Source organism: Streptomyces sp. AgN23 (assembly GCF_001598115.1).
GTDB classification, from domain to species: Bacteria; Actinomycetota; Actinomycetes; order Streptomycetales; family Streptomycetaceae; genus Streptomyces; species Streptomyces antimycoticus.
In genome coordinates this window covers 5446557-5467341 of sequence record NZ_CP007153.1, presented here as the reverse complement: position 1 = coordinate 5467341, position 20785 = coordinate 5446557, and the positions used below count along the sequence as shown (strand labels likewise).

General features: G+C 70.7%; 19 protein-coding genes and 1 pseudogene. 9 read left to right on the top strand and 11 right to left on the bottom strand.

From position 1 onward, the window contains the following. The first annotated feature begins 407 nt into the window (after nucleotides 1-407). On the top strand, nucleotides 408-1889 hold the full coding sequence (dnaB, locus tag AS97_RS23495) for a replicative DNA helicase (RefSeq protein WP_078642416.1): 1482 nt from the start codon (nucleotides 408-410) through the stop codon (nucleotides 1887-1889). Nucleotides 1890-2365: 476 nt separating this feature from the next. On the opposite strand, the pseudogene AS97_RS23490 reads toward dnaB, so the two are convergent. After that, nucleotides 2366-2578: pseudogene (locus AS97_RS23490) on the bottom strand (HAD-IA family hydrolase); the annotation flags it as partial. Between the two features lie 135 nt (nucleotides 2579-2713). Between AS97_RS23490 and AS97_RS23485 the strand changes: the two are divergent. Then, nucleotides 2714-3583, top strand: coding sequence for a helix-turn-helix transcriptional regulator (locus tag AS97_RS23485; protein WP_210567268.1), 870 nt, complete (start codon nucleotides 2714-2716; stop codon nucleotides 3581-3583). A gap of 357 nt (nucleotides 3584-3940) precedes the next feature. On the opposite strand, the gene AS97_RS23480 is transcribed toward AS97_RS23485, so the two are convergent. Together AS97_RS23480 and AS97_RS23475 are read right to left on the bottom strand one after the other, a co-directional pair. Further along, nucleotides 3941-4744 carry an SDR family oxidoreductase gene (locus AS97_RS23480; protein ID WP_059143723.1) on the bottom strand — a complete coding sequence of 268 codons (804 nt, stop codon included), beginning with the start codon at nucleotides 4742-4744 and terminating at the stop codon, nucleotides 3941-3943. An 891-nt stretch (nucleotides 4745-5635) separates the two neighbouring features. After that, nucleotides 5636-6745, bottom strand: coding sequence for an FAD-dependent monooxygenase (locus tag AS97_RS23475; protein ID WP_210565601.1), 1110 nt, complete (start codon nucleotides 6743-6745; stop codon nucleotides 5636-5638). 71 nt (nucleotides 6746-6816) lie between these two features. Here AS97_RS23475 and AS97_RS23470 point away from each other — a divergent pair, with 71 nt between their 5' ends. Then, on the top strand, nucleotides 6817-7497 hold the full coding sequence (locus tag AS97_RS23470; protein WP_059143720.1) for a TetR/AcrR family transcriptional regulator C-terminal domain-containing protein: 681 nt from the start codon (nucleotides 6817-6819) through the stop codon (nucleotides 7495-7497). Nucleotides 7498-7655: 158 nt separating this feature from the next. After that, nucleotides 7656-8258, top strand: a complete 603-nt coding sequence (locus AS97_RS23465; RefSeq protein WP_059143813.1) for a class I SAM-dependent methyltransferase — start codon at nucleotides 7656-7658, stop codon at nucleotides 8256-8258. Between the two features lie 54 nt (nucleotides 8259-8312). Here AS97_RS23465 and def read toward each other — a convergent pair whose 3' ends face one another. The 3 genes from def to AS97_RS23450 all read right to left on the bottom strand — a co-directional run bounded on the left by def (nucleotide 8313) and on the right by AS97_RS23450 (nucleotide 9907). Further along, nucleotides 8313-8951 carry a peptide deformylase gene (gene def / locus AS97_RS23460; RefSeq protein ID WP_107119214.1) on the bottom strand — a complete coding sequence of 213 codons (639 nt, stop codon included), beginning with the start codon at nucleotides 8949-8951 and terminating at the stop codon, nucleotides 8313-8315. 99 nt (nucleotides 8952-9050) lie between these two features. Continuing rightward, nucleotides 9051-9389, bottom strand: a complete 339-nt coding sequence (gene trxA, locus AS97_RS23455; RefSeq protein ID WP_078642409.1) for a thioredoxin — start codon at nucleotides 9387-9389, stop codon at nucleotides 9051-9053. 86 nt (nucleotides 9390-9475) lie between these two features. Continuing rightward, entirely contained in the window at nucleotides 9476-9907 is a 432-nt protein-coding gene (locus tag AS97_RS23450) for a MerR family transcriptional regulator (RefSeq protein ID WP_059143717.1), read from the bottom strand. A 129-nt stretch (nucleotides 9908-10036) separates the two neighbouring features. On the opposite strand from AS97_RS23450, the gene AS97_RS23445 reads away from it, so the two are divergent. After that, nucleotides 10037-11425 (top strand): serine hydrolase domain-containing protein, encoded by a 1389-nt coding sequence (locus tag AS97_RS23445; RefSeq protein ID WP_210565600.1) that lies wholly within the window; start codon nucleotides 10037-10039, stop codon nucleotides 11423-11425. Between the two features lie 348 nt (nucleotides 11426-11773). Continuing rightward, entirely contained in the window at nucleotides 11774-13057 is a 1284-nt protein-coding gene (locus AS97_RS23440; protein WP_059143715.1) for an SGNH/GDSL hydrolase family protein, read from the top strand. 91 nt (nucleotides 13058-13148) lie between these two features. Here AS97_RS23440 and AS97_RS23435 read toward each other — a convergent pair whose 3' ends face one another. The 3 genes from AS97_RS23435 to AS97_RS23425 all read right to left on the bottom strand — a co-directional run bounded on the left by AS97_RS23435 (nucleotide 13149) and on the right by AS97_RS23425 (nucleotide 14731). Then, complete coding sequence (locus AS97_RS23435; RefSeq protein ID WP_086708840.1) at nucleotides 13149-13604, bottom strand: GNAT family N-acetyltransferase; 456 nt, start codon at nucleotides 13602-13604, stop codon at nucleotides 13149-13151. 76 nt (nucleotides 13605-13680) lie between these two features. Further along, nucleotides 13681-14157, bottom strand: coding sequence for a MarR family transcriptional regulator (locus tag AS97_RS23430; protein ID WP_059143713.1), 477 nt, complete (start codon nucleotides 14155-14157; stop codon nucleotides 13681-13683). Nucleotides 14158-14224: 67 nt separating this feature from the next. Then, nucleotides 14225-14731 (bottom strand): hypothetical protein, encoded by a 507-nt coding sequence (locus tag AS97_RS23425; protein WP_059143712.1) that lies wholly within the window; start codon nucleotides 14729-14731, stop codon nucleotides 14225-14227. Nucleotides 14732-14915: 184 nt separating this feature from the next. On the opposite strand from AS97_RS23425, the gene AS97_RS23420 reads away from it, so the two are divergent. From AS97_RS23420 to AS97_RS47560, 3 genes are all read left to right on the top strand, one after another. Continuing rightward, nucleotides 14916-15548: an HAD-IB family phosphatase gene (locus AS97_RS23420; protein WP_059143711.1), complete on the top strand. Its 633-nt coding sequence runs from the start codon at nucleotides 14916-14918 to the stop codon at nucleotides 15546-15548. Nucleotides 15549-15898: 350 nt separating this feature from the next. After that, on the top strand, nucleotides 15899-17425 hold the full coding sequence (locus AS97_RS23415) for a globin domain-containing protein (RefSeq protein ID WP_210565599.1): 1527 nt from the start codon (nucleotides 15899-15901) through the stop codon (nucleotides 17423-17425). 88 nt (nucleotides 17426-17513) lie between these two features. Further along, the gene (locus tag AS97_RS47560; RefSeq protein ID WP_247204468.1) at nucleotides 17514-19202 is read left to right on the top strand and encodes a pyridoxamine 5'-phosphate oxidase family protein; all 1689 of its coding nucleotides are present in this window, start codon (nucleotides 17514-17516) and stop codon (nucleotides 19200-19202) included. A gap of 32 nt (nucleotides 19203-19234) precedes the next feature. Here AS97_RS47560 and AS97_RS23405 read toward each other — a convergent pair whose 3' ends face one another. After that, a complete protein-coding gene (locus AS97_RS23405; protein ID WP_059143812.1) occupies nucleotides 19235-19747 on the bottom strand; it encodes an NUDIX hydrolase in 513 nt (170 codons plus the stop codon). Between the two features lie 42 nt (nucleotides 19748-19789). After that, nucleotides 19790-20689, bottom strand: coding sequence for a LysR family transcriptional regulator (locus AS97_RS23400; protein ID WP_059143709.1), 900 nt, complete (start codon nucleotides 20687-20689; stop codon nucleotides 19790-19792). Nucleotides 20690-20785: the final 96 nt, after the last annotated feature.

Genomic DNA, 20785 nt, shown 5'->3' with positions numbered 1-20785 from the left:
CAAGGCGGCGTGCGGGACGATCTTCTCTGCGCCCTTTGTCGTGATCTTGCGCCGGGGGCGGAAGTTTTTCTTCTGCACAGCCCCTGGATAGAGAAACCGCAGGTCAGGGTTGGGCTCTCGGGGTGATTGTGTGTTTGTCCACAGCACTGTCCCCCGACCCGTGCACAGGTTCGCGCGACTTACCCACAGGATGGATCCCATCATCCACATGCCCTGTGGATAACCAAGTTGGCTGGCGGTCCCGACGGGCCTAACGTGGTCCGGCGCCCGCCACCCGATTCGGCTCTGGAATCCCCAGCCTCCGATGCGCCGTGTCCGGAAAGCCGGCCGCTCAGTTGTGTCATAGCCGTGTCGTAAGAACGACGGGCACGGCGAGGTTCGCTTCGCGGACGGGAGGAGGTGACGGGGTGAGCGTTCCCGAGCCCATGGACGACCCCTGGGCGGACTCCGGCCCGTCCGACCGGTTCCCGTCCCCCCGCTTCCGCCGCGGTGAGGGCGGCGGCCGGGGCCGCGACGGTCAGCAGGACCGCGACGGAGGGGGCGGCTCCGCCTGGGAGGGCTCCGGCTTCGAGCGCGTTCCGCCCCAGGACCTCGACGCCGAGCAGTCCGTGCTCGGCGGCATGCTGCTCTCCAAGGACGCCATCGCCGATGTGGTGGAGGTCCTCAAGGGCAATGACTTCTACCGGCCCGCCCATGAGACCGTCTACCAGGCCATCCTGGATCTCTACGCCAAGGGCGAGCCGGCCGACCCGATCACGGTCGCCGCGGAGCTGACCAAGCGCGGTGAGATCGCCCGGGTCGGCGGCGCCTCGTATCTCCACACCCTCGTCCAGTCGGTCCCCACCGCCGCCAACGCCGAGTACTACGCGGAGATCGTCCACGAGCGCGCCGTACTGCGCCGCCTCGTCGAGGCGGGCACCCGCATCACCCAGATGGGATACGCCGCGGACGGAGACGTCGACGAGATCGTCAACAACGCCCAGGCGGAGATCTACGCCGTCACCGAGCAGCGCACCAGCGAGGACTATCTGCCGCTCGGCGACATCATGGAGGGCGCGCTCGACGAGATCGAGGCGATCGGCTCACGCAGCGGGCAGATGTCCGGGGTGCCCACCGGCTTCACCGACCTGGACTCCCTGACGAACGGTCTGCACCCGGGCCAGATGGTCGTCATCGCCGCCCGGCCCGCGATGGGTAAGTCCACCCTGGCCCTGGACTTCGCGCGCGCCTGCTCGATCAAGCACAACATGCCGAGCGTGATTTTCTCGCTGGAGATGGGCCGCAACGAGATCGCGATGCGTCTGCTCTCCGCCGAGGCCCGGGTGGCGCTGCACCATATGCGTTCCGGCAGCATGACCGACGAGGACTGGACGCGGCTGGCCCGGCGGATGCCGGATGTCTCCCAGGCCCCGCTCTTCATCGACGACTCCCCGAACCTGTCGATGATGGAGATCCGCGCCAAGTGCCGTCGGCTCAAGCAGCGCAGCGATCTGCAACTCGTCGTCATCGACTACCTCCAGCTGATGCAGTCCGGCGGCGCCCGACGCCCCGAGAGCCGTCAGCAGGAGGTCTCGGACATGTCGCGAAACCTGAAGCTGCTGGCCAAGGAGCTGGAAGTGCCGGTCATCGCGCTCTCCCAGCTCAACCGAGGCCCCGAGCAGCGCACGGACAAGAAGCCGATGGTCTCCGACCTCCGAGAGAGTGGATCCATCGAGCAGGACGCGGACATGGTCATCCTGCTCCACCGCGAGGACGCCTATGAGAAGGAGTCACCGCGCGCGGGGGAGGCGGATCTGATCGTGGCCAAGCACCGTAACGGCCCGACGGCCACGATCACCGTTGCCTTCCAGGGCCACTATTCGCGCTTCGTGGACATGGCGCAGACCTGATACGAGGCGATCGTAGGTTTCCAGATTCCGTGGCCACTTTCCCTCAGCGATGGCCACTGCGTGGCCAATAGGACACGGGGATGGAAATCATGCTCCGTGAACGAGTAGTTCCCCTCTTCGTGTACAGGACCTCCCCAGTAGCCGTCATCACGTCTTGTCGGGGCAGGGCCCCAGCGTTTGGCGGCTGATGCGCCGCCTTGGGAGACGCGGGGCGGCCGGAGGTCGCCTTCACGTTCATCTGGACGCGGGAGGCGGTTATCTCGCGCGGGTGGCGGTACGAGGTGTGGAGTGAGCCGGATCCGCACGTGTTGGAAAACGTCCGGTTCCTGGAACTGGGGGTGTCCGCCCGGCCGACGCAGAAGTCGAGGCCCGCGTCAAAACCAAATTCAAGCTGATCAAGGTGCCGGTGCCACCGCGGACAACGGCCTACCGGTGGATGCGAGAACTGGAGCGACGTCATCCCACGTTCCGGCTGAGTACACCGTCATCCCAGCGCGCCGCCCGGATCGCACCCCGGACGGGGCGTCCTCGATGTCCAGGCAGTCTCCGGGGTCGGCGCCAAGCCGCTCAGCGGCTCGCGGATACGGGACGGGAGAGGGCTTGCCCTTTTCGACAGCGGCCGCGTCCACGATCACATCCGGCACCGGTAGGCCCGTTCGCCGGAAACGCCCACGCACTAGGCATCGATGCGGGGCTTTTCCTCTCACAGCCAGCGCCACACGCTGCTTGTGGACACCGGCGAGACCGGGCAACGCCAGTCGTCGGGGTACCAGCAGTACCTCCCTCAGCCTGCACGACGGGCTTACAGTGCGGAGATGGCCATGATGGATCTACGCACCGAGATCCGGGAGTTTCTGAGCTCGCGTCGCGCCCGCATCGCACCCGAGCAGGCAGGTCTGACTGCCTACGGCGGCAACCGTCGGGTCAAAGGTCTGCGCCGCGAAGAAGTAGCGCTACTGGCAGGGGTATCGGTCGACTATTACGTGCGCATGGAGCGCGGCAGCCTCGCTGGTGCTTCCGACGGCGTGCTCGAGGCGTTGGCCTCTGCCTTGCAACTCGACGAGGCGGAGCGCGAGCACCTGTTTCACCTCGCGCGCCAATCCGGCGCGCCCAGCGGCTCACGCCGGCGTAGGCCTGCCGTGACGGTGCGCTCGACGCTGCAGCAGGTGCTCGACGCGATCTCCGATGCGCCGGCCTGGATCGGTAACGGCCGTTATGACGTGCTCGCCATGAATCAACTCGCTCGCGCGCTGTATTCACCGGTGCTGGTCGACTCGCGACGGCCCGCGAACACAGCGCGGTTCGTCTATCTGAACCCCGAGGAGGCCCAAGAATTCTTTGTCGACTACGACCAAATTGCCAGTAACGTGGCCGCGAAGCTACGCATGGAAGCCGGCCGCGATCCACGCGACGAGGAGCTGATCGCCCTGGTCGGCGAACTGTCAACGTGCAGTGAGCTATTTCGGAAGCGGTGGGCATCTCAGGACGTGCGGCTGCACCGGTCCGGCCGCAAGCGTGTGCGCCATCCGATCGTGGGCCAGCTCGACTTGGACGTCGAGCCCCTGGAAATGGCCGCCGAACCCAGCCTGCACCTGAACGTCTACACCGCCCCCGCGGGCACACCGACCGCTGACGGTCTAGCGCTACTGGCGTCGTGGGCGGCCACGCAACAGACGATGGCCACCGAGATGTAAGTACCCAACGGATAGTTCAGACAACCGGACCAACGTTTCGCCGAGACAAGGATTGAACCGCCCAACTTATTGGAAACGAGAATTGTCGGCTCTTCTGGTTTTAGAGTCTTGTGCCCGGCCAGCGCCACACCATGGAACGGGTCCATGACGGTGACCGCGTCCGGGAGAGTTTCGGTGGCGACCCATCTGCGTCATCAACTTCTCGGGGCCCGTCCTACCGCAGCGACACGACCCCGCCCCCTGGCCCGACCACGCCCTCAGCTGCACTCCATTTCCGGAAGAGCCGGTTTAGCGGCCGAACAGTGGCTTCAACTGCTCGCGGGGCCGTCGGCCGCTGGCAAAGCCTCGCGCCGACGCCTAGGTACCTGATGCGGTCGTCGCGATGCCGCCGTCTACCGGGATGATGGTGCCCGTGAGGTAAGACCCAGCCCGGCCAGCGAGAAACACGGCGATACCTGCCATGTCGTCGTCGCGGCCGAGCCGGCGCAGAGGGGCCTTCGCCGCGATCGTGTCGCCGATGGCATCGAGCGTGGACGCCATCATCTGCGACGGGAACGGTCCTGGGGCAACCGCGTTCACCGTGACGTGCTGTGGGCCCAGTTCCCTGGCAAGCACTCTGGTGAGTTGATGGAGCGCCGCTTTGCTGCTGGCGTACGAATAGTTGGGCGACTCGGCGACGTGGATGGCGGCGATACTGCCGATGTTAATGATCCGCGCGGGATCATCGGCGGTGCCCGCCTTGCGAAGTGCGGGGAGCAGCGCCTGTACCAGCCAGAACGGCGACTTGAGGTTGAGGTCGATCACTGCGTCCCAGGCCTCGTCCGGGAACGTCTCCAGCGGCTCGCGCCACATCGCTCCGGCGTTGTTGACAAGGATGTCCAGGCGTTCCGAGTCGGCCTTGACAAGATCAGCGAGGCGCTGACACTCGTCGTGCCTGGACAGATCGGCGGGGATTGCTTGAACGTCGCCGAATTCGGACAGTAGACGCTGTGCCTCCGCGCACGTGTCTGCCTTGCGTGAGCTGATGACGACGCGGGCGCCCGCTTGGAGAAGGCCGCGCGCTATCATCATCCCAATGCCCTTGGTGCCGCCAGTGACAAGGGCGTACTTCCCGCTCAGATCGAAAAGTTCGGTGTGAGTGGTGAATTGGTTGTCCGTCATTGGTCTCCGTTCCTTCTGTCCTGGAAGAATACGCCGACACGGTCGCGCATTCGGGGCAGCTGAATTGAACTGATGGGGGTAAAGCCGCAGTGCGTGTCCATGGAGTGTTGTCGGCGCTTTCGTTCAGCTAAGCAGGCATTACAGTCGGCCGGGAGACCCTCGTGGTACAGGTACTGTGAGAGCCACCCTCGCGTGGTGGACCGATACTCCGCGGACGTGGAGTCTTGGCGCCCGAATCCCGCGATCGTGGGTCGGGGTGAAGCACAGCTCCACGTTGTTCTTCGCCGCCCAGGTTCGGACCGTGGGGGTCTTGTTCGCGGCGAGGTTGTCGAGGATGACGTAGATCGGGGCGCCGTCGGGGCGGGGCAGCCCGGATCGATATTCAGCGCGGCGAGGGTGTTCTCGCCTCCTTCGCGCTGTCGGGTGACGCCCCAGAGCTGGTCGTCGCCGAGGCTGTAGCAGCCGTGGAAGTACCGGATGCCGTGGGTGCGTGTGTAGGTCGCGGGCAGCCGGACCGGGTGCGCCTCGGACGCCCAGGTGACGCCGTGGCAGGGGCGGATCGACAGCGGCCCGAGCTGGTCGAAGGCGAGGCAGCGGTTCGGCCGGCGGCGGGTGACCTCCTCGATCCGGTCGAGCTTGGTGTCCTTGTCCGGGTCGTTGGACTCTTTCCAGGTCCGGGTCCGGGTCCGGGTCCGCTGGATCGACACCCCACGCGAGCGCGGCAGTAGGCGCGGCCGCTCGCGACCGATCACCGCTGCCCGCACGGCCGCGCCCACGGCCGGTCGCGAGGCCCGCGGATGCCTCCCGCCCACTGGGGTCCAGCGCGTCAAGCTCCCGGGCGTTGAACGCGTGGATCACGTCGCGGACGGTGTCGGCCGTACGTGGTGACCTTCAGCCAGGTTGGAAGAATGCGAGCAGTTTCTGGGCGGCGTCCGGCGACATCAGCAATTCCTGCATGTCCGCGGACATCCGGGCGGCAGCGCTGGTGCGTTCGAACATCTCGCGTTCGTATTCCTTGACCGCGGCGGGAAAGTCGTCCGGGTGCGCGGCCAGCGCGAGACCGAGCAGGGCGCCGTCGAGCAGCGCCATGTTGGCGCCCTCTCCCACCGGCGGCATCAGGTGCGCGGCATCGCCGAGCAGCGTGACGTCCGGCGTCGACGGCCAGGTCAGGCCGACCGGGAGCGTGGTGATCGACCGCGGCACGACCGTGTCGTCGCAGGCCGCGATCAGTGCGGTGAACCGTGAGTCCCAGCCGGCGAGCAGGTCGATCAGCCGCGCCCGGGCGGCGGCCGGGTCGTCGAACGGGATCCCGCTGGTGGCGAACCAGTCTTCGGCGGTGTTGTAGAAGCTGAGGCCGATGCGAACGCGGCCGTCGCCGTTGCGCTGCGCCGCCAGGGACAGTCCGTTGCCGAGCACCCAGTAGTTGCCGCGCCCGACCATCGCCGCGAGGTCGGGGTGCGTGCGGTCGATATCGGGAATGCCGACCTCGACGATGTTCTGGCCGATATGTTCCGGACGGGCGTCGGTGAGCAGCGCGCGGACCCGGGACTGCGCGCCGTCCGCGCCGACCAGCAGGTCATACGCCGCACTGCTGCCGTCGGCGAAGCGCAGCAGGCCGCTGTCGGCGGAGGTGAACGCGCGCCCCCAGCGCACCACGCCTTCGGGGAGGGAATCCAGCAGCAGGTCGCGCAGATCGGCGCGGTCGACCTCGGGTCGCTCGAGCGGGGCGTCGTCGGGCGTGTCCTCCTGGAGCAGCAGGGTGCCGTCCGGTTCGAGAAGACGCATGTCCTGGCCTTCGCCACGGGCAATCGTGTGGAACTGGTCGATCAGACCGGCCTCGCGCAGCGCCCGCTGGCCGGAGTGGATGTCGAGCATGCCGCCCTGACCGCGCGCATCGCGTGACGCTTCACGTTCATATACGACGGCGTCGACGCCGTTCACATGCAGCACCCGGGCAAGGGTCAAGCCGCCCAAGCCGGCTCCGACAATGGCGATGGTCATGGTTGCCTCTCCTTCGATACGGTGTACCGGCCGATACAGTGTATTCCCCGATGCGATGTATGGTGAGCCGCATGTTGGTGTGGGAGAGGCCGGAGCCACCGAATCGACCCGTGCCGGCCCCGTTGAGCCGGGAGCGGATCGTACGAGCGGCGATCCAGCTGGCCGACGCGGACGGCCTGGACGCGGTGTCGCTGCGCAAGGTCGCCACCGCGCTGGACGTCCGTCCGATGCGGCTGTACGGCTACATCGGCGGCAAGGAGGAGTTGCTCGACCTGATGGTCGACGCGGCCCACGCCGAGATCCGGCCGGTCGGAGACGGCTGGCGGGAGGTGCTCCGGTCTCTTGCCGAGACCACTCGGCAGGCCGCTCACGAGCACGAATGGCTCGCCGATCTCCTGGGCGGCCGACCCCAGCTCGGGCCGCACGCGCTGGCCACCGGGGAGGCCGTGGTGGCCGCACTGGACGACCTCGACGTGGACGCCATCATGCCGGTGGTCGCCGCGGTGAACGCGTATGTGATCGGCGCGGTGCGTCGGGAGATCGCCGAGCGGCGTGCCGAGCGGGCCACCGGGATGGACGAGAAGCGCTGGCAGGCCTCACTCGGGCCCTATCTGGAGCGAACCTTCGCCACTGGCCGATTCCCCGCGCTGGCCACGGTGGTGCGCGATGCCGCCCACCTGGACGCCGACCACACCTTCCGGATCGGTCTCGACTGCGTGCTCGACGGCATCGAAGCCCGTATCTCCAGGTGACGCGCGGACATTGATGGAGTCGGTGGGGGTGAAGGTCGGCGATGAGCCGGGCCTGGCAACTGTCCGCTCTTCGTTGTTTCGGCAAAAAGCTTTGTCGATTCGCCACGGGCGGGGGCAGGTTGGTGCCGGACGCGACCCTCCCAACGTAAGGCATGGCCATGGACGCACAGTTCTGGGATGACTTGTATCGCAGCCGCGACCAGCTCTTCAGCGGCGCGCCCAACGGAGTGCTCGTCACCGAGATCACCGATCTACCGCCGGGGCAGGCGCTCGACGTGGGATGCGGTGAGGGCGCCGATGCCATCTGGCTGGCCCGGCGCGGCTGGCAGGTCACGGCGGTCGACATCTCCCGGGCCGCACTGGAACGCGCTGTCGCGGCCGCCACGGATGTCCAGGGCCGCGTGGCGTGGACCCGCGCCGACCTGACCGGCACGCCGCCCCCGGCCGCCGCGTTCGACCTGGTGTCCGTCCACTACTTCCCGCTCGCACACCAGCCGGACCACACCGCGCTGCGCGGCCTGCTGGACGCCGTCGCGCCCGGCGGCACCCTGCTCTTCGCCAACCACGCCCTCGCCGATCTGTCCCCGGACCCCGAGCGGGACTTCGACCCGGGCGACTACTACCAGCCCGACGAGATCGCCAGGCTCCTCGACGACGACTGGACCGTCCTGATCAACGAAACCCGGCCACGTACCGCTCCCGCCCCCGCCGGCACCCATCACACCCAGGACACCGTCCTGCGAGCACGACGCCTGCGGTAACGCGGCGGTGACTCAAGGCCCATCCCGGCCGTCACCCGCCCGGGGCGGGCCGGGTCAGGGCTGCAGCTGGTGGCCCAGGGCCGCCGCCTTCTCCACGCGCCGGGCGAGGACCTGCTCATGGAGGTCCGTCATCTGCCGCAGGGCGTCCTTGCGGTCGCGCTTGGAGAGCCGGTCGATGTAGAGATGCCCCGAGAGGTGGTCGGCCTCGTGCTGCAGACAGCGGGCGAAGTAGCCGGTGCCCTCGATCACCAGCGGGTTGCCGTCCTTGTCGACGCCGCGGACCACGGTGCGGTCGGTGCGCGGTACGTCCATCCGCGCGCCCGGTACGGACAGACAGCCCTCGGCGTCCTCGATGAGCAGCCGCTCGGCCGGATCGGGCTGGTCCAGGACGGGGTTGATGATGTGGCCGACATGCCGGACGCCGTTGTCGTCCGGGCAGTCGTAGACGAACAGCCGTAGATCGACGTCGACCTGATTGGCGGCCAGCCCGGCACCGTCGGCGATGTACATGGTGAGGAACATGTCGTCGATGAGGGCGCTCAGCTCGGGCGTGCCGAACTCGGTCACCTCCCGGCAGGAGCGGCGCAGAATGTCTTCACCGACCTCGGTGATCCGGCGCGGTGAACCGCGCTCGGCCTCGGGGGGCAGCGCCGGATAGGAGCCGACGGGTTTCCCCTGCACCAGGACGCGCACCGCTGACCTCACCTTTTCCGCCCCCACTGATGGCCGCCCCCACTGATGGTCATGTCCGGCCAACGTAGCAGGGGCGGTTCGGCCGCGGCTCCGGCTCCGTCAGATCGCCTCGGCGAGCTCCTCCAGCAGCCGCCGCTTGCTGCGGGCCCCGACCAGCGACCGCACCGGCTCGCCCGCCCGGAACAGCATCAGCGTCGGCATCGACAGCACCCCGTACGCGTTGGTGGTGGACGGGTTCTCGTCCACGTCGAGCCGTACGACCTTCAGCCGGTGGCCCTCCTCCTGCGCGATCTCCGCCAGCACCGGCGCGATCATGCGGCACGGCGGGCACCACGAGGCGGTGAACTTCACCAGCACCGGCAGCTCGGCCGTCAGCACCTCCTCGCCGAAGGTGGCGTCCGTGACCGTGGCCACTCCCCCGGTGTGTGTCAGCGACATCTCATCTCTCCTTCCGAGTTGTTCGGCGTTGTTCGGCGTGTTCGGAGTCCTTCGGAGCCGTTGTGGTGACGGCGGGATGGCGGGGCTCACGGCCCGGGCGGCGTCAGCTCGCAGCGCGGCTCCGGGGCCCCTTCGGGCGCCGTCGCCGCGGCCTCCAGCTCCGCGCGGGCCAGCTCCGCCTGGGCGAGCTGGGTCCCGACCCGCTCCCGGATGGCGCTCAGGCGGCCGATGCACTCGTCCAGCTCGGCCAGCTTGCGCCGGTAGACCTCCAGCGAGGCGGGGCAGGAGTCACCGGCCGGATGGCCGGAACGCAGGCATTCGACGAACGGGCGCGTCTCCTCCAGCTCGAAGCCGAAGTCCTGCAGTACGCGGATCTGCTGGAGCAGCCGCAGATCGTCCTCGTCGTACGACCGGTACCCATTGCCGGTGCGGCGCGCGGGCAGCAGCCCGAGCGACTCGTAATAGCGCAGGGTGCGAGTGGTGGTACCCGCCCGTTCGGCCAGCTCTCCGATCCGCATGTGCCGACGGTAGACCTTGACCCTGACGTCAAGGCCAGACCGCGTCGCGGTCCCGGGCGGTGCCCCGGCGGTTGACGCTCGGCCGGCCGATGGCTGCCCGCTGTCGGACCTCCGCCGTACAGTGCCGACATGACCACACACGACGCGGATGAGTTCACGGAGCCGCTGCAAGCCACCCGCCGTGCCCTGCTGCGGCGCGTCGCCCTCGGCCAGGCCGAGGGCCGTGCCCCATCCCTGGTGGGGGCCGTGGTGCGGGAGGATCGGCTGGTGTGGACGGGCTCGCGCGGCCGCGTCGACGAAGCCGCACCGGACGCCGACACCCAGTACCGCATCGGCTCCTTGACCAAGACCTTCGTGGCGGTGCTGGTGATGCGGCTGCGTGACGAGGGGCTGCTGGACCTCGGCGATCCGCTGGCCAAGCATCTGGATGTGCCGCAGGCCGAGGGCGCGACCGTGGCCCAGCTCCTCTCCCACACCTCGGGACTCGCCGCCGAGGCCCGCGGCCCGTGGTGGGAGCGCACGCCCGGGGCGCTGCGGCCCCAGACGGCCGATATCTTCGGTGAGCGCCCGCTGGTCCACCCCGCGGGCCGCCGTCACCACTACTCCAACCCCGGTTTCGCGCTGCTCGGCGCGCTGGTCGAGCGGTTGCGCGGGGCGCCCTGGGGCGAGGTGCTGGCCCATGAGGTGCTGGAGCCGCTGGGGATGGGGCGCACGTCGCTGGAGCCGCGCGCCCCGCACGCCGGAGGCTGGGCCGTGCACCCGTGGGCGGATGTGCTGCTGCCCGAGCCGGCCGAGGACACCGGGCGGATGGGCCCGGCCGGGCAGCTCTGGTCGACCGCGGGGGACCTGGCCCGCTTCGCGGTCTTCCTGCTGGACGGGGACGCGCGGGTGCTCGGCACGGAGTCGCTCGCCGAGATGCGGGTGCCCGCCGTCGCCCCCGAGGAGGGGGACTGGGACGGCGGCTATGGCCTGGGGACCCAGCTCGTCCGGCACGGCGGGCGGTTCCTCCATGGCCACACCGGCTCCATGCCCGGCTTCCTGGCCTCGCTGTGGGTGAGCGAGGAGGACCGGCTGGCCGGGATCGCGCTGGCCAACACCACCTCGGGGCCCGCGATCGGTGCCATCGCCGCCGACCTCATAGGGATCGTGGCGGAGCACGAGCCGCGTATCCCCGAGCCCTGGCGGCCGCTGGCCGAGGCCGATCCGGCGCTGCTGGCGCTGACCGGCCCCTGGTATTGGGGCCCTCGCGCCTACCATCTGCGGCTGCGCGCGGACCGCGGTCTGGAGCTCTCCCCGGCCACCCAGGGAGGCCGGGCCTCGCGCTTCACGGCCGAGCCGGACGGCACCTGGACGGGGCTCGACGGCTATTACGCGGGGGAGACGCTGCGGGTGGTCGAGGGGGAGGGCGACGCCCCCGCCCATCTGGACCTGGGCACCTTCGTGTTCACCCGGGAGCCCTACGCCCCGGACGGCGTGGTGCCCGGCGGAGTCGATGAGGAGGGCTGGCGGGCGCTCTGAGGGGCGGGGCCGGGGGCGGGGTGCGGTGATCCGGTGGGCGCGGGTTCCGGTGTTCCGGTGGCACGGGTTCCGGTGGTACCGGGTTCCGGCGGTTCGCGGGCTTCGGCGCTCATAGCCTGACCCCGCCAGTGGTACGCACGGCTGGGGGCTGGGTCGGCGGTGCGGTGGGCGGCAGGTTGGTCTCCGGCACTCCGGCACTCCGGCACTCGGTACTCCCGTACGTCGGTACACCGGTACTCAGGTGCTCTCGCACTCCCGTACGTCGGTACGGCGGCACTCAGGTGCCCCGTGCCCCGTACCGGAGCGGCCTGGTCCGCCCTTCCCTCGCCCTCCCTCAGGAGCCCCGCCATGCGCTCGTCCACGCTTCGCCTCAGCGCCTCCCTGCTCGCTCTCACCACCGTCATGGCCGCCTCCGGGACGGCCACCGCGCGGCCCGGAGGCCCGGCGGCCGGCCGCGACCGGCCGGGGACCGGCTGGTCGGCCGGGTGGGCCGCCCCCGTCCAGCGCCCCAGCGCGGGCTTCGAGAAGAACTGGGCCGAGAGCGGCTTCGCCGAGCGCACCGCCCAGACCCTGCGTCAGGTCGTCCGGGTCACCGGCGGCGGCACGGCCGCCCGGATCCGGCTGTCGAACCGCTACGGCACCGCGCCGCTGCGGATCGCGGGCGCGACCATCGCCCGTACCGCACACGGCGCCTCCGTACAGGGCGCGAGCCTGCGCGCGCTGACCTTCGGGCACCGGCGGCCGGTAGAGATCCCGGCGGGCGGTGAGACGGTGAGCGACGCGGCCCCGCTGCGCGTGGCGCCGCGTCAGCCGGTCACGGTCACGCTGTACTTCGACCGCCCCACCGGCGCCGCGACCTTCCACGCCCAGGCATACGCCCGCAGCTACCGCGCGGACGGCGACCATCGCGCCGACCGCACCGGGACGGCCTTCACCGAGACCACCCACTCCTGGTACTACCTCTCCGATGTCGAGGTCACCGGCGGCCCCGGCCACCCGGGCACGGTGGTGGCGTTCGGCGACTCGATCACCGACGGCTTCGGCTCGACCGACGACGCCGACCACCGCTGGCCGGATCTGCTGGCCGAGCGCCTCGCGGCCGCGGGCACCCCGCGCCCCGTCCTCAACTCCGGGATCGGCGGCAATCTGCTGCTGCACGATTCGGCCTGGTACGGGGACCGGGCGGGCGCCCGCTTCCGGCGCGATGTCCTGGACAAGCCGGGCGTACGGTCGGTGATCCTGCTCGAGGGGCTCAACGACATCGGCTTCAGCGAGGTGGATCTGCCCACCTACAAGCCCAATCCGCACGTGTCGGCGGAGCAGGTGATCGAGGGTTACCGGGAGCTGATCGCCCTGGCCCATGCCCGCGGTATCAAGGTCATCGGCGGAACGATCCTCCCGTTCAAGGGCGCTGAGTACCACACCCCGCGCTCGGAGGCGAAGCGTGCCGCGATCAACGAGTGGATCCGCACCTCGGGCGCCTTCGACGCGGTCGTCGACTTCGCGACGGTCATGGCCTCGCCGTCCGATCCGCTGCGGCTGGACCCGGCGTACGACTCGGGCGACTTCAAGCATCCGAACGACGTGGGCTACCGGCGGATGGCCGAAGCCATCGACCTCGCGACGCTGTGAGGCCGCCCGGTGGTCCCCGGCGGTGAGGTCAGGTCGGGCCGGCTCGGGCAGGTCGGGCCGGCTCGGGCAGGTCGGGCCGGGAGGGGACAGGTCAGGCCAGCGGGAGCTTGAAGCCGACGTGGCTGGCCTCGAAGCCGAGCCGCTCGTAGAAGCGGTGGGCGTCGATACGGGTCGCGTCCGAGGTGAGCTGCACCAGGGCGCACCCCTCGCGGCGCGACTCCTCGACGGCCCATTCGATCAGCTGGGTGCCGAGCCCGCCGCCCCGCTCCTCGGAGTGGATCCGGACCCCCTCGATGATCGAGCGGGTGGCGCCGCGCCGCGACAGCCCGGGGATCACGGTCAGCTGGAGCGTTCCGACGGTGCGGCCGTCCCGGACCGCGACGACCAGCCGCTGCTGGGGATCCTGGTCCAGACGGTCGAAGGCGGCGCGGTACGGGGCCGGGTCGTCCAGGGACTCCCGGTGGGCGCCGAGCGGGTCGTCCGCGAGCATGGCCACGATCGCCGGGATGTCGTCGGCGGTCGCGCGCCGTATCTCGAAGTCGCTCATGCGGTGAGCCTACGCCGGGGCCCGCGGGCCCCGGACGGGCGGCGGACCAGGGCAAGCAGCGCACGGCCGGTGGCGATCAGTACGTCGCCGTCAGCCTCTCGACGGCGGCGACCAGCGGTGCCAGCTCCGGCCGCCGGGCGGCGTCGGCCAGGGCCTCGCGCAGCGCCGCGTCGTGCGTCGGCCGCGCTTCCTCCAGGAGCTTGAGCCCGTCGTCGCTGACGTTGGTGTAGATGCCGCGGCGGTCGCTGGGGCAGATGTAGCGGGAGAGCAGCCCACGGTCCTCCAGCCGGGTGACCAGCCGGGTCGTGGCGCTCTGGCTGAGCACGACGGAGTCGGCGAGCTGCTTCATCTGCAGATGTCCGCCGTCGCCGTCGTGCTGTCCGCTGAGGACGTTGAGCACGGAGAATTCGCGGACGCTCAGATCGTGCCCGGCCTGCAGCGCACGCTCGATATGCGTCTCTATCCGGCCGTGCAGGGAGGACAGGGCGCACCAGCCCTGGGCGAGCGCCTGCCCTGCGGGCGGGGCGACGGCGCTGTGCGCCTTTTCCGGCATGGAACCCCTCCTTGGTGGGTGAGCGGATTCCAGGATAGTCCAGCGATGAAAAAGACCGCGTATGCAATTATCGGTGCTTTATCGCCCGCAGCCGGCGCCCCCGGGCGGTCAGCCCCCAGGGCTTGGTCACCGAGATCGCGGTGAGGAACGTATAGACGCCCAGGCTGACCGACGGCGCCACGATCAGATCCGTGGTCGCCCCGACCGCCCGGCCTGCCACCACATCGGCCACCGCGGCGTCGATACTGGCGCGCAGGGCGAACGCCGTGGCGCCGGTGGTGACCAGCGTCAGCCAGAACTTCACGTACACCCACCGGTGGCGGGCCAGCCCCCAGGGCGTCCCCAGCGACAGCACGATCCCGCTGGCCGGCGCCAGCAGGCTGATCGGAATCAGCAGCCAGTCACCCAGCACGTTCATGGACCGGTACATCGCCCCGGCCTCTTCGGCCGAGTCGGCCACGGCCCCGGTGATCCCCAGGGCCAGCATCCCGAGGGACAGCCCGAGCCATCCGACGGAGACGACGACATGCACGACGAGGAGGCCCCGGCGGACGGGGCGGGTGAGCTGCTGCATGCCCCCACCGTGGCGGCGCGGCGGCCCCCGCGGCGTCTGACGGCAGGAGTATCCACACGTACTCCCGGCGGCGGGCGCGGGCCGCGACGGCGGCGCCGAGCACAGCAGAGCGGAGAAGCGCGGAGCAGGACAGGGCAGGACCGGGGCGGCGGGGCCCGGACGGTTGCCTCTACGCTCGGCTGATATGACCAGACTGCATCTGTTCGATCTGGACGGCACGCTCATCCACGGCTCCGCCGCCGCGATCGAGATCTCCCGGCAGCTCGGTCTGGAGCGGGAGATCGCCGCGCTGGAGCGGGCGTTCGCGGGCGGGGAGCTGACGACGGCCCAGTTCGCCGAGCGGGCCTGCGCGCTGTGGGAGGAGCTGACGGAGGCCCATGTGGCGGCGGCGTTCGAAGGAGCGCCGTGGCTGGCGGGGATCCGTGAGGTGTGGGCGGACATCCGGGCGCGGGGCGAGCGCTGTGCGGTGATTTCACTCTCGCCGGGCTTCTTCGTGTCGCGGCTGCTGGAGTGGGGCGCGGACGCCACCTACGGATCGGCCTGGCCCGCCGTGCCGTTCCGGGAGCCGGTGGATCCGGCGGGGATCCTGACCCCGGCCGCGAAGGTCCGGATCGCCGATGAACTCTGTGCGACGTTCGGGTTGACCAGGGAACACTGCGTGGCCTACGGGGATTCCCGCTCGGACGCGGAGCTGTTCTCGGTGGTGCCGGTCTCGGTCGCCGTGAACGCCGACCACCATGTGAGCGACATCGCATCCCACGCCTATGCCGGTCGCGATCTCCGAGAGGCTTACGAATTGATGGGTAACCGCACGTAACTATCGGTAATTACGTGAGTTGGCAGGTGTAACGAACGTGGTGCACTTGGGGCTTGTGAATTCATCCGGGGCCGGTAGGGTCGGGTCCGGTTCCGTGCGGCGTACTGTAACGGGGTCAGAACGGGCATCCCGGGCCAACCAGGATAACGGGAACGCGGCCCCCGTTCCCCGGACTTCGGGCTATGTGCCCGGGGTGGGGAACGAGCGTGGCATGCTGCCCGAAGAGAGTCACGGAGAGGGTCGGCACGACCATTCTCGCTTGAACCAGGGCACCAGAACGGGGAATTGCGGGCACATTCCGGCAGCGGAAGTGCGAAGACCGACAGAAAGATGTTCGAGGCGAGGCAACCATGGACGCTCCGACCACCACATCGTCGGCCGGCAGCGACGGCTCCGGCGGAAACAGTGGCGACTGGGGCTGGTTCACCCCGAGCAGGCGACCGGCCGAGGAGCAGGGGGCGCCGGACCGGCAGAGCGACGAGCGTGCGCCCAGTCGTCCGGTGAATCCGATACGTCCGGTCGGCACCGGAGCCGACCGCCGTACGCCCGTGGAGCCGCCCCCCGCGCCCGGTCCGGGGCCGTCCGGCCCGCGGGCGGGCGAGCGCCGGGTGGACGACCGCCGGGCCCCGGGCCCCGCGGCCCCCGGCCCCACGCCCCCCAGGCACGAGGAGCATCAGCGTCCCGATGAGGCCCCGGCCCCGCAGGACGTCCGGCCCGGCCCCGACTCGCCGTTCGCCATCCCCGAGACCGCCTCGCCCGACGCGGTCCTCCTGCGCCGCACGATGGCCGAAGTCGAGCCCATCAGCGACAAGGTCACCTCGTACTTCTACGCGCTGCTCTTCGTCCAGCACCCCGAGCTGCGGCCGCTCTTCCCCGCCGCCATGGACGCCCAGCGCGACCGGCTGTTCAAGGCGATACTGACCGCCGCCCGGCTCATCGACGACCCCGACATCCTCACCGAGTTCCTCACCCGGCTCGGCCGCGGCCACCGTAAGTACGGCACCCAGCCCGAGCACTACCCCGCCGTCGGCGAATGCCTGATCGGCGCGCTCACCCGCTACGCGGTCACCACCTGGACCGACGAGGCCGAGGCCGCCTGGGTGCGTGCCTACACCGCGATCTCCCAGATCATGATCGACGCCGCCGCCGAGGACGAACTGCGCGCCCCCGCGTGGTGGCAGGCCGAGGTGGTCGGGCATGAGCCGCGCACCCACGACATCGCCGTGATCACCGTCCGCCCGGACCAGCCGTACCCCTTTCGGGCGGGCCAGTACGCCTCAGTGGAAACGCCCTGGTGGCCGCGGGTGTGGCGGCACTATTCGTTCGCCTCGGCGCCGCGCTCCGACGGGCTGCTCTCCTTCCATGTGAAGGCCATTCCGGCCGGATGGGTGTCCTCCGCGCTGGTGCACCGGGCCCGCCCCGGCGATGTGATCCGCCTCGGGCCCCCCGCCGGGTCCATGACGGTCGACCACTCCAGCGACAACGGGCTGCTCTGCCTGGGCGGCGGCACCGGTATCGCGCCGATCAAGGCGCTGGTCGAGGACGTCGCCGACTACGGCCGCCACCGTCCGGTCGAGGTCTTCTACGGCGCCCGCAATGATCACGACCTGTACGACATCGACACCATGCTGCGGCTGGCGCAGAAGCATCCGTGGCTCGCGGTCCGCCCCGTCGTCTCCGACGGCCCGACCAACGGCCTCAGCGGCCGGCTGCCGGACGCCGTGCGGCAGTACGGCCCGTGGAACGCGTTCGACGCGTATCTCTCCGGGCCGCCCGGGATGATCCGCAGCGGTGTCGACGCCCTGGTGGGCATCGGTATTCCGTCCCACCGCATCCGGCACGACTCCATCGAGGAGCTCGCCGCGGCCGCGGAATAGGCGCGGACGGCAGACGGCGAAACACCGACATGAGGCAGGCATTCCGGCGATTCCCGGATGGCGAATCAGTAGGACGGGGACGAGAACCGTGGACAGTGCGGAGCACCTCGACGACCGCGCGTGGCGTCCGGGGAGCGACGGCGAACACCTTCTGCAGCGGCGGCTGGACACGGTCGACCGCGCCGACCGCTTCTACGACGAACAGGTGCTGGACCACCTGAACGCCCGGATGCGGGAGTTCATCGGCCGTCAGGAAATGTTCTTCCTGGCCACCTCCGACGGGCACGGGGAGTGTGACAACACCTTCCGTGCCGGTCCGCCCGGCTTTCTGCGGGTACTCGACGCGCGCACCCTGACCTATCCCGAATACCGGGGGAACGGCGTCCTGGCCAGCCTCGGCAATATCCAGGAGAACCCCCACGTCGGCATTCTCATGGTCGACTTCTTCCGGGACCGGATCGGGCTGCATGTGAACGGCCGGGCCCGGGTGGTGGAGGACGCCGAGATGCGCGAGGCGCACCCCGGCCTGCCGGTGGATCCGGTGCCGGGGCGGCGCGCGGTGGTGTGGGTCGAGGTGACCATCGAGGAGGCGTACATCCACTGCGCCAAGCACATCCCGCACCTCCAGAAGGTGTCGGCGCAGCGGCGCACCGGCGGCGGCGACAGCCGGTACCGCGGACCCTCCGGTGACCGGGCCCTCGAGCACGACCGGGAGCGGGACTGGGGGACGGACGACGTCAAGCGGAAGGGCGGCGACTTCTTCGGCGCGGCCGCCGAGGCGCGCGACGGCCGCCGGACCCCGCCCGCCCCGCCCATCACCCCGCCGACCTCGGCGACCCCGCCGACCCTGCCGACCTCGGCGGCCCCGGAGCCGGCGGACCTGCCCGGCCGGCCGGCCCCGGTGGCCCCTGCGGTCCGGGTGCTTCTGGCCCCGCCTGTCCCGTACGCCCCGGTGGTCCCGGGTACGCAGACGCCGGCCATGGCAGCCGTCTCGGGTCCTCAGACCCCGGTCACCCCGGCGGCCCCGGCCGTCCCGGGTCTTCAGGCCCCGCCTGTCCCCTACGCCCCGGTGGTCCCGGGTGCTCGGCCCCTGGCCACGCCGGGCGTCTCGGGCTCTCAGATCCCGGTCACCACAGCAGCCCCGGTGGCCCCAGGTCCTCAGGCCCTGGCCACTCCGGCGGTCTCGGGCCCTCAGTTCTCAACCGCTTCTGCTGCCCCGGGCCTTCAGGACCCCACCGCCGCCCCGGCAGTCTCGGCTGCCCCTGGCCCTCAGACTCCGGCCACCCCGGCGGTCTCGGCCCCTCAGACCCCGGCGGTCCCGGCGGTCGCGGGCCTTCAGGCCCAGGCGGCTCCGGCAGATTCGGGCCCTGAGGCTCAGGCGTCTCCGGCCGCCCCGGGCCCCGCCCCAGCCGCCCCACCGGCCTCGCGGCCGGTGGACCTTCCCGGCGAGGCCGCCCAGACCGCCCAGGCCGTCTCCGCCTCGCCGGCCCCGGCCGCCCCTCCAGCCGTGCGTCCGGTGGACCTGGCCGGCCGGACCGTGCCGGCCGAACCGGGCACCCGGACCCCACCAGCCGCGCAGGCCGAAGCGGCCGACTCGGCAGGGCAAGCGCCGCAGCCCTCCGTGGCGCGCGCCGACCTCAGCCCCGCCATCCGGCCGGAGGTACGCCCCGACGCGGGCCCCGAGACCTGGCGTGAGGAGGCCGAACGGGTGCTGGCCGAGGCGCGTCAGCGGGCGGCCCGGAAGACCCAGCAGCCGTTCGGCGGCTGGTTCCGCTAGATCCTGCCCCGCGACGGTCCGCCCGGCAGGCGCTAGCCGAGGTCGTCCGCGAGCAGGGCCAGCACACCCTCGATGTTGGCATCGAGGTAGGCCCGCAGCGAGGGCGGCACCACCTCGACCGAGGCGATCCCCTCGCGGGTGAACGGGACGCTCACCACGTCGTACTCCCCGCACGGCTCGTCCACCTCCGGGCCGTGCCGCCGGGTGAGGTCCATCGAGGCGAGTCTGCAGACGAAGAAGTGCTGCACCTTCACCCCGCCGGCGCCCTCGGCGCCTCCGGCGCAGTCCGCGCCCTCATCGGCATGGGGGACGGTGTCCACGAACGCGGGCACCACATCGGTCACCTTCGCCCCCAGCTCCTCGTCCACCTCGCGGTGCAGGGCCTCGACGACGGTCGCGTCCTCGGGCTCCATCCCGCCGCCCGGAGTGATCCAGTACGGCGCCTGGCCGGGCTTGGTGCGCTTGATCAGGATCATCCGGGGGGCGGCCTCGCCCTCGAGGAGAATGGCGCGAGCGGTGCGCTTGACCACAGGTCGTTCGGTCATGCAGGACATCTGCCGCACCCTTCGCCCCGCGAAACCACTTACTCACCAGTCGACAGCCGCGCGCGACAGCCATTCGTGCGCCCGCGCGATATGCGGCAGCGCGAGCGCCCCCGTCCGCACCACCAGGAAATAGGTGCGCAGCGGCGGCACCGGCGGGTTGAGCAGCGCCACGACCTCTCCGGCGTCCAGCGCGTCCATGCACAGATAGCGCGGCAGGACGCCGAGCCCGGCGCCCTCCGCGACGCAGGCGAGCACCGCGCGCAGATCGGGCGCGATGATCGTGCCGGCGGTGACCGGCCGGGTGTCGAAGACGGCCGACCAGTAGCGGGTGACCAGCGGCAGGCTCTCGTGCACCTCGACGACGGGCAGCGCCTCCAGCGCGCGCACCCCCTTGACCTGGAGCACCGCGGGACCGCCGAGCCGGGCGGCCCAGCGCGGGGCCGCGACCAGCACATGCTCCTCGTCGCACAGCGGGGTGGCGGCCAGCAGCCGGCCCCGCGGCCGGGCGGTGGTGATGACCAGGTCGTGATGGCCGGCGCCCAGCCCCTCGAACAGCTCCTCGGCGCTGCCGAAGGCGCACCGCACCGCCAGGCCCTGGGCGACGAGGGTGGTCAGCGCGGGCAGGACGCGCAGCGCGGTGAACTCCGGGGGGCCCGCGAGATGCAGGGTGCGCAGGGCCGAGCGGTCGTCGTCGAGACCTGCCTCGGTGATCTCCACCAGGGCGTCGAGATGCGGCGCGGCCTTGTGGGCGAGTTCGTCCCCGACGGTGGTGGGGACGACGCCGCGCGCCGTACGGAGGAACAGGGGGCGGCCCAGCTGCCGCTCCAGGGTGCGTATCTGGCCGGTGACGGCGGGCTGGGAGAGGCCGAGCAGCCCGGCGGCGCGGGTGAAGGACCCGGCGCGGTGAACCGCGACAAAAGTGCGTAAGAGGGCCAGATCCATGCGGTTCCCCTCGCCTCGTCGTGCCCCGCACGCATGCCAACTATAAATATGCCGATAGGCCCATGTCGCTACTGTGATTGGACACTGACGCTGAGT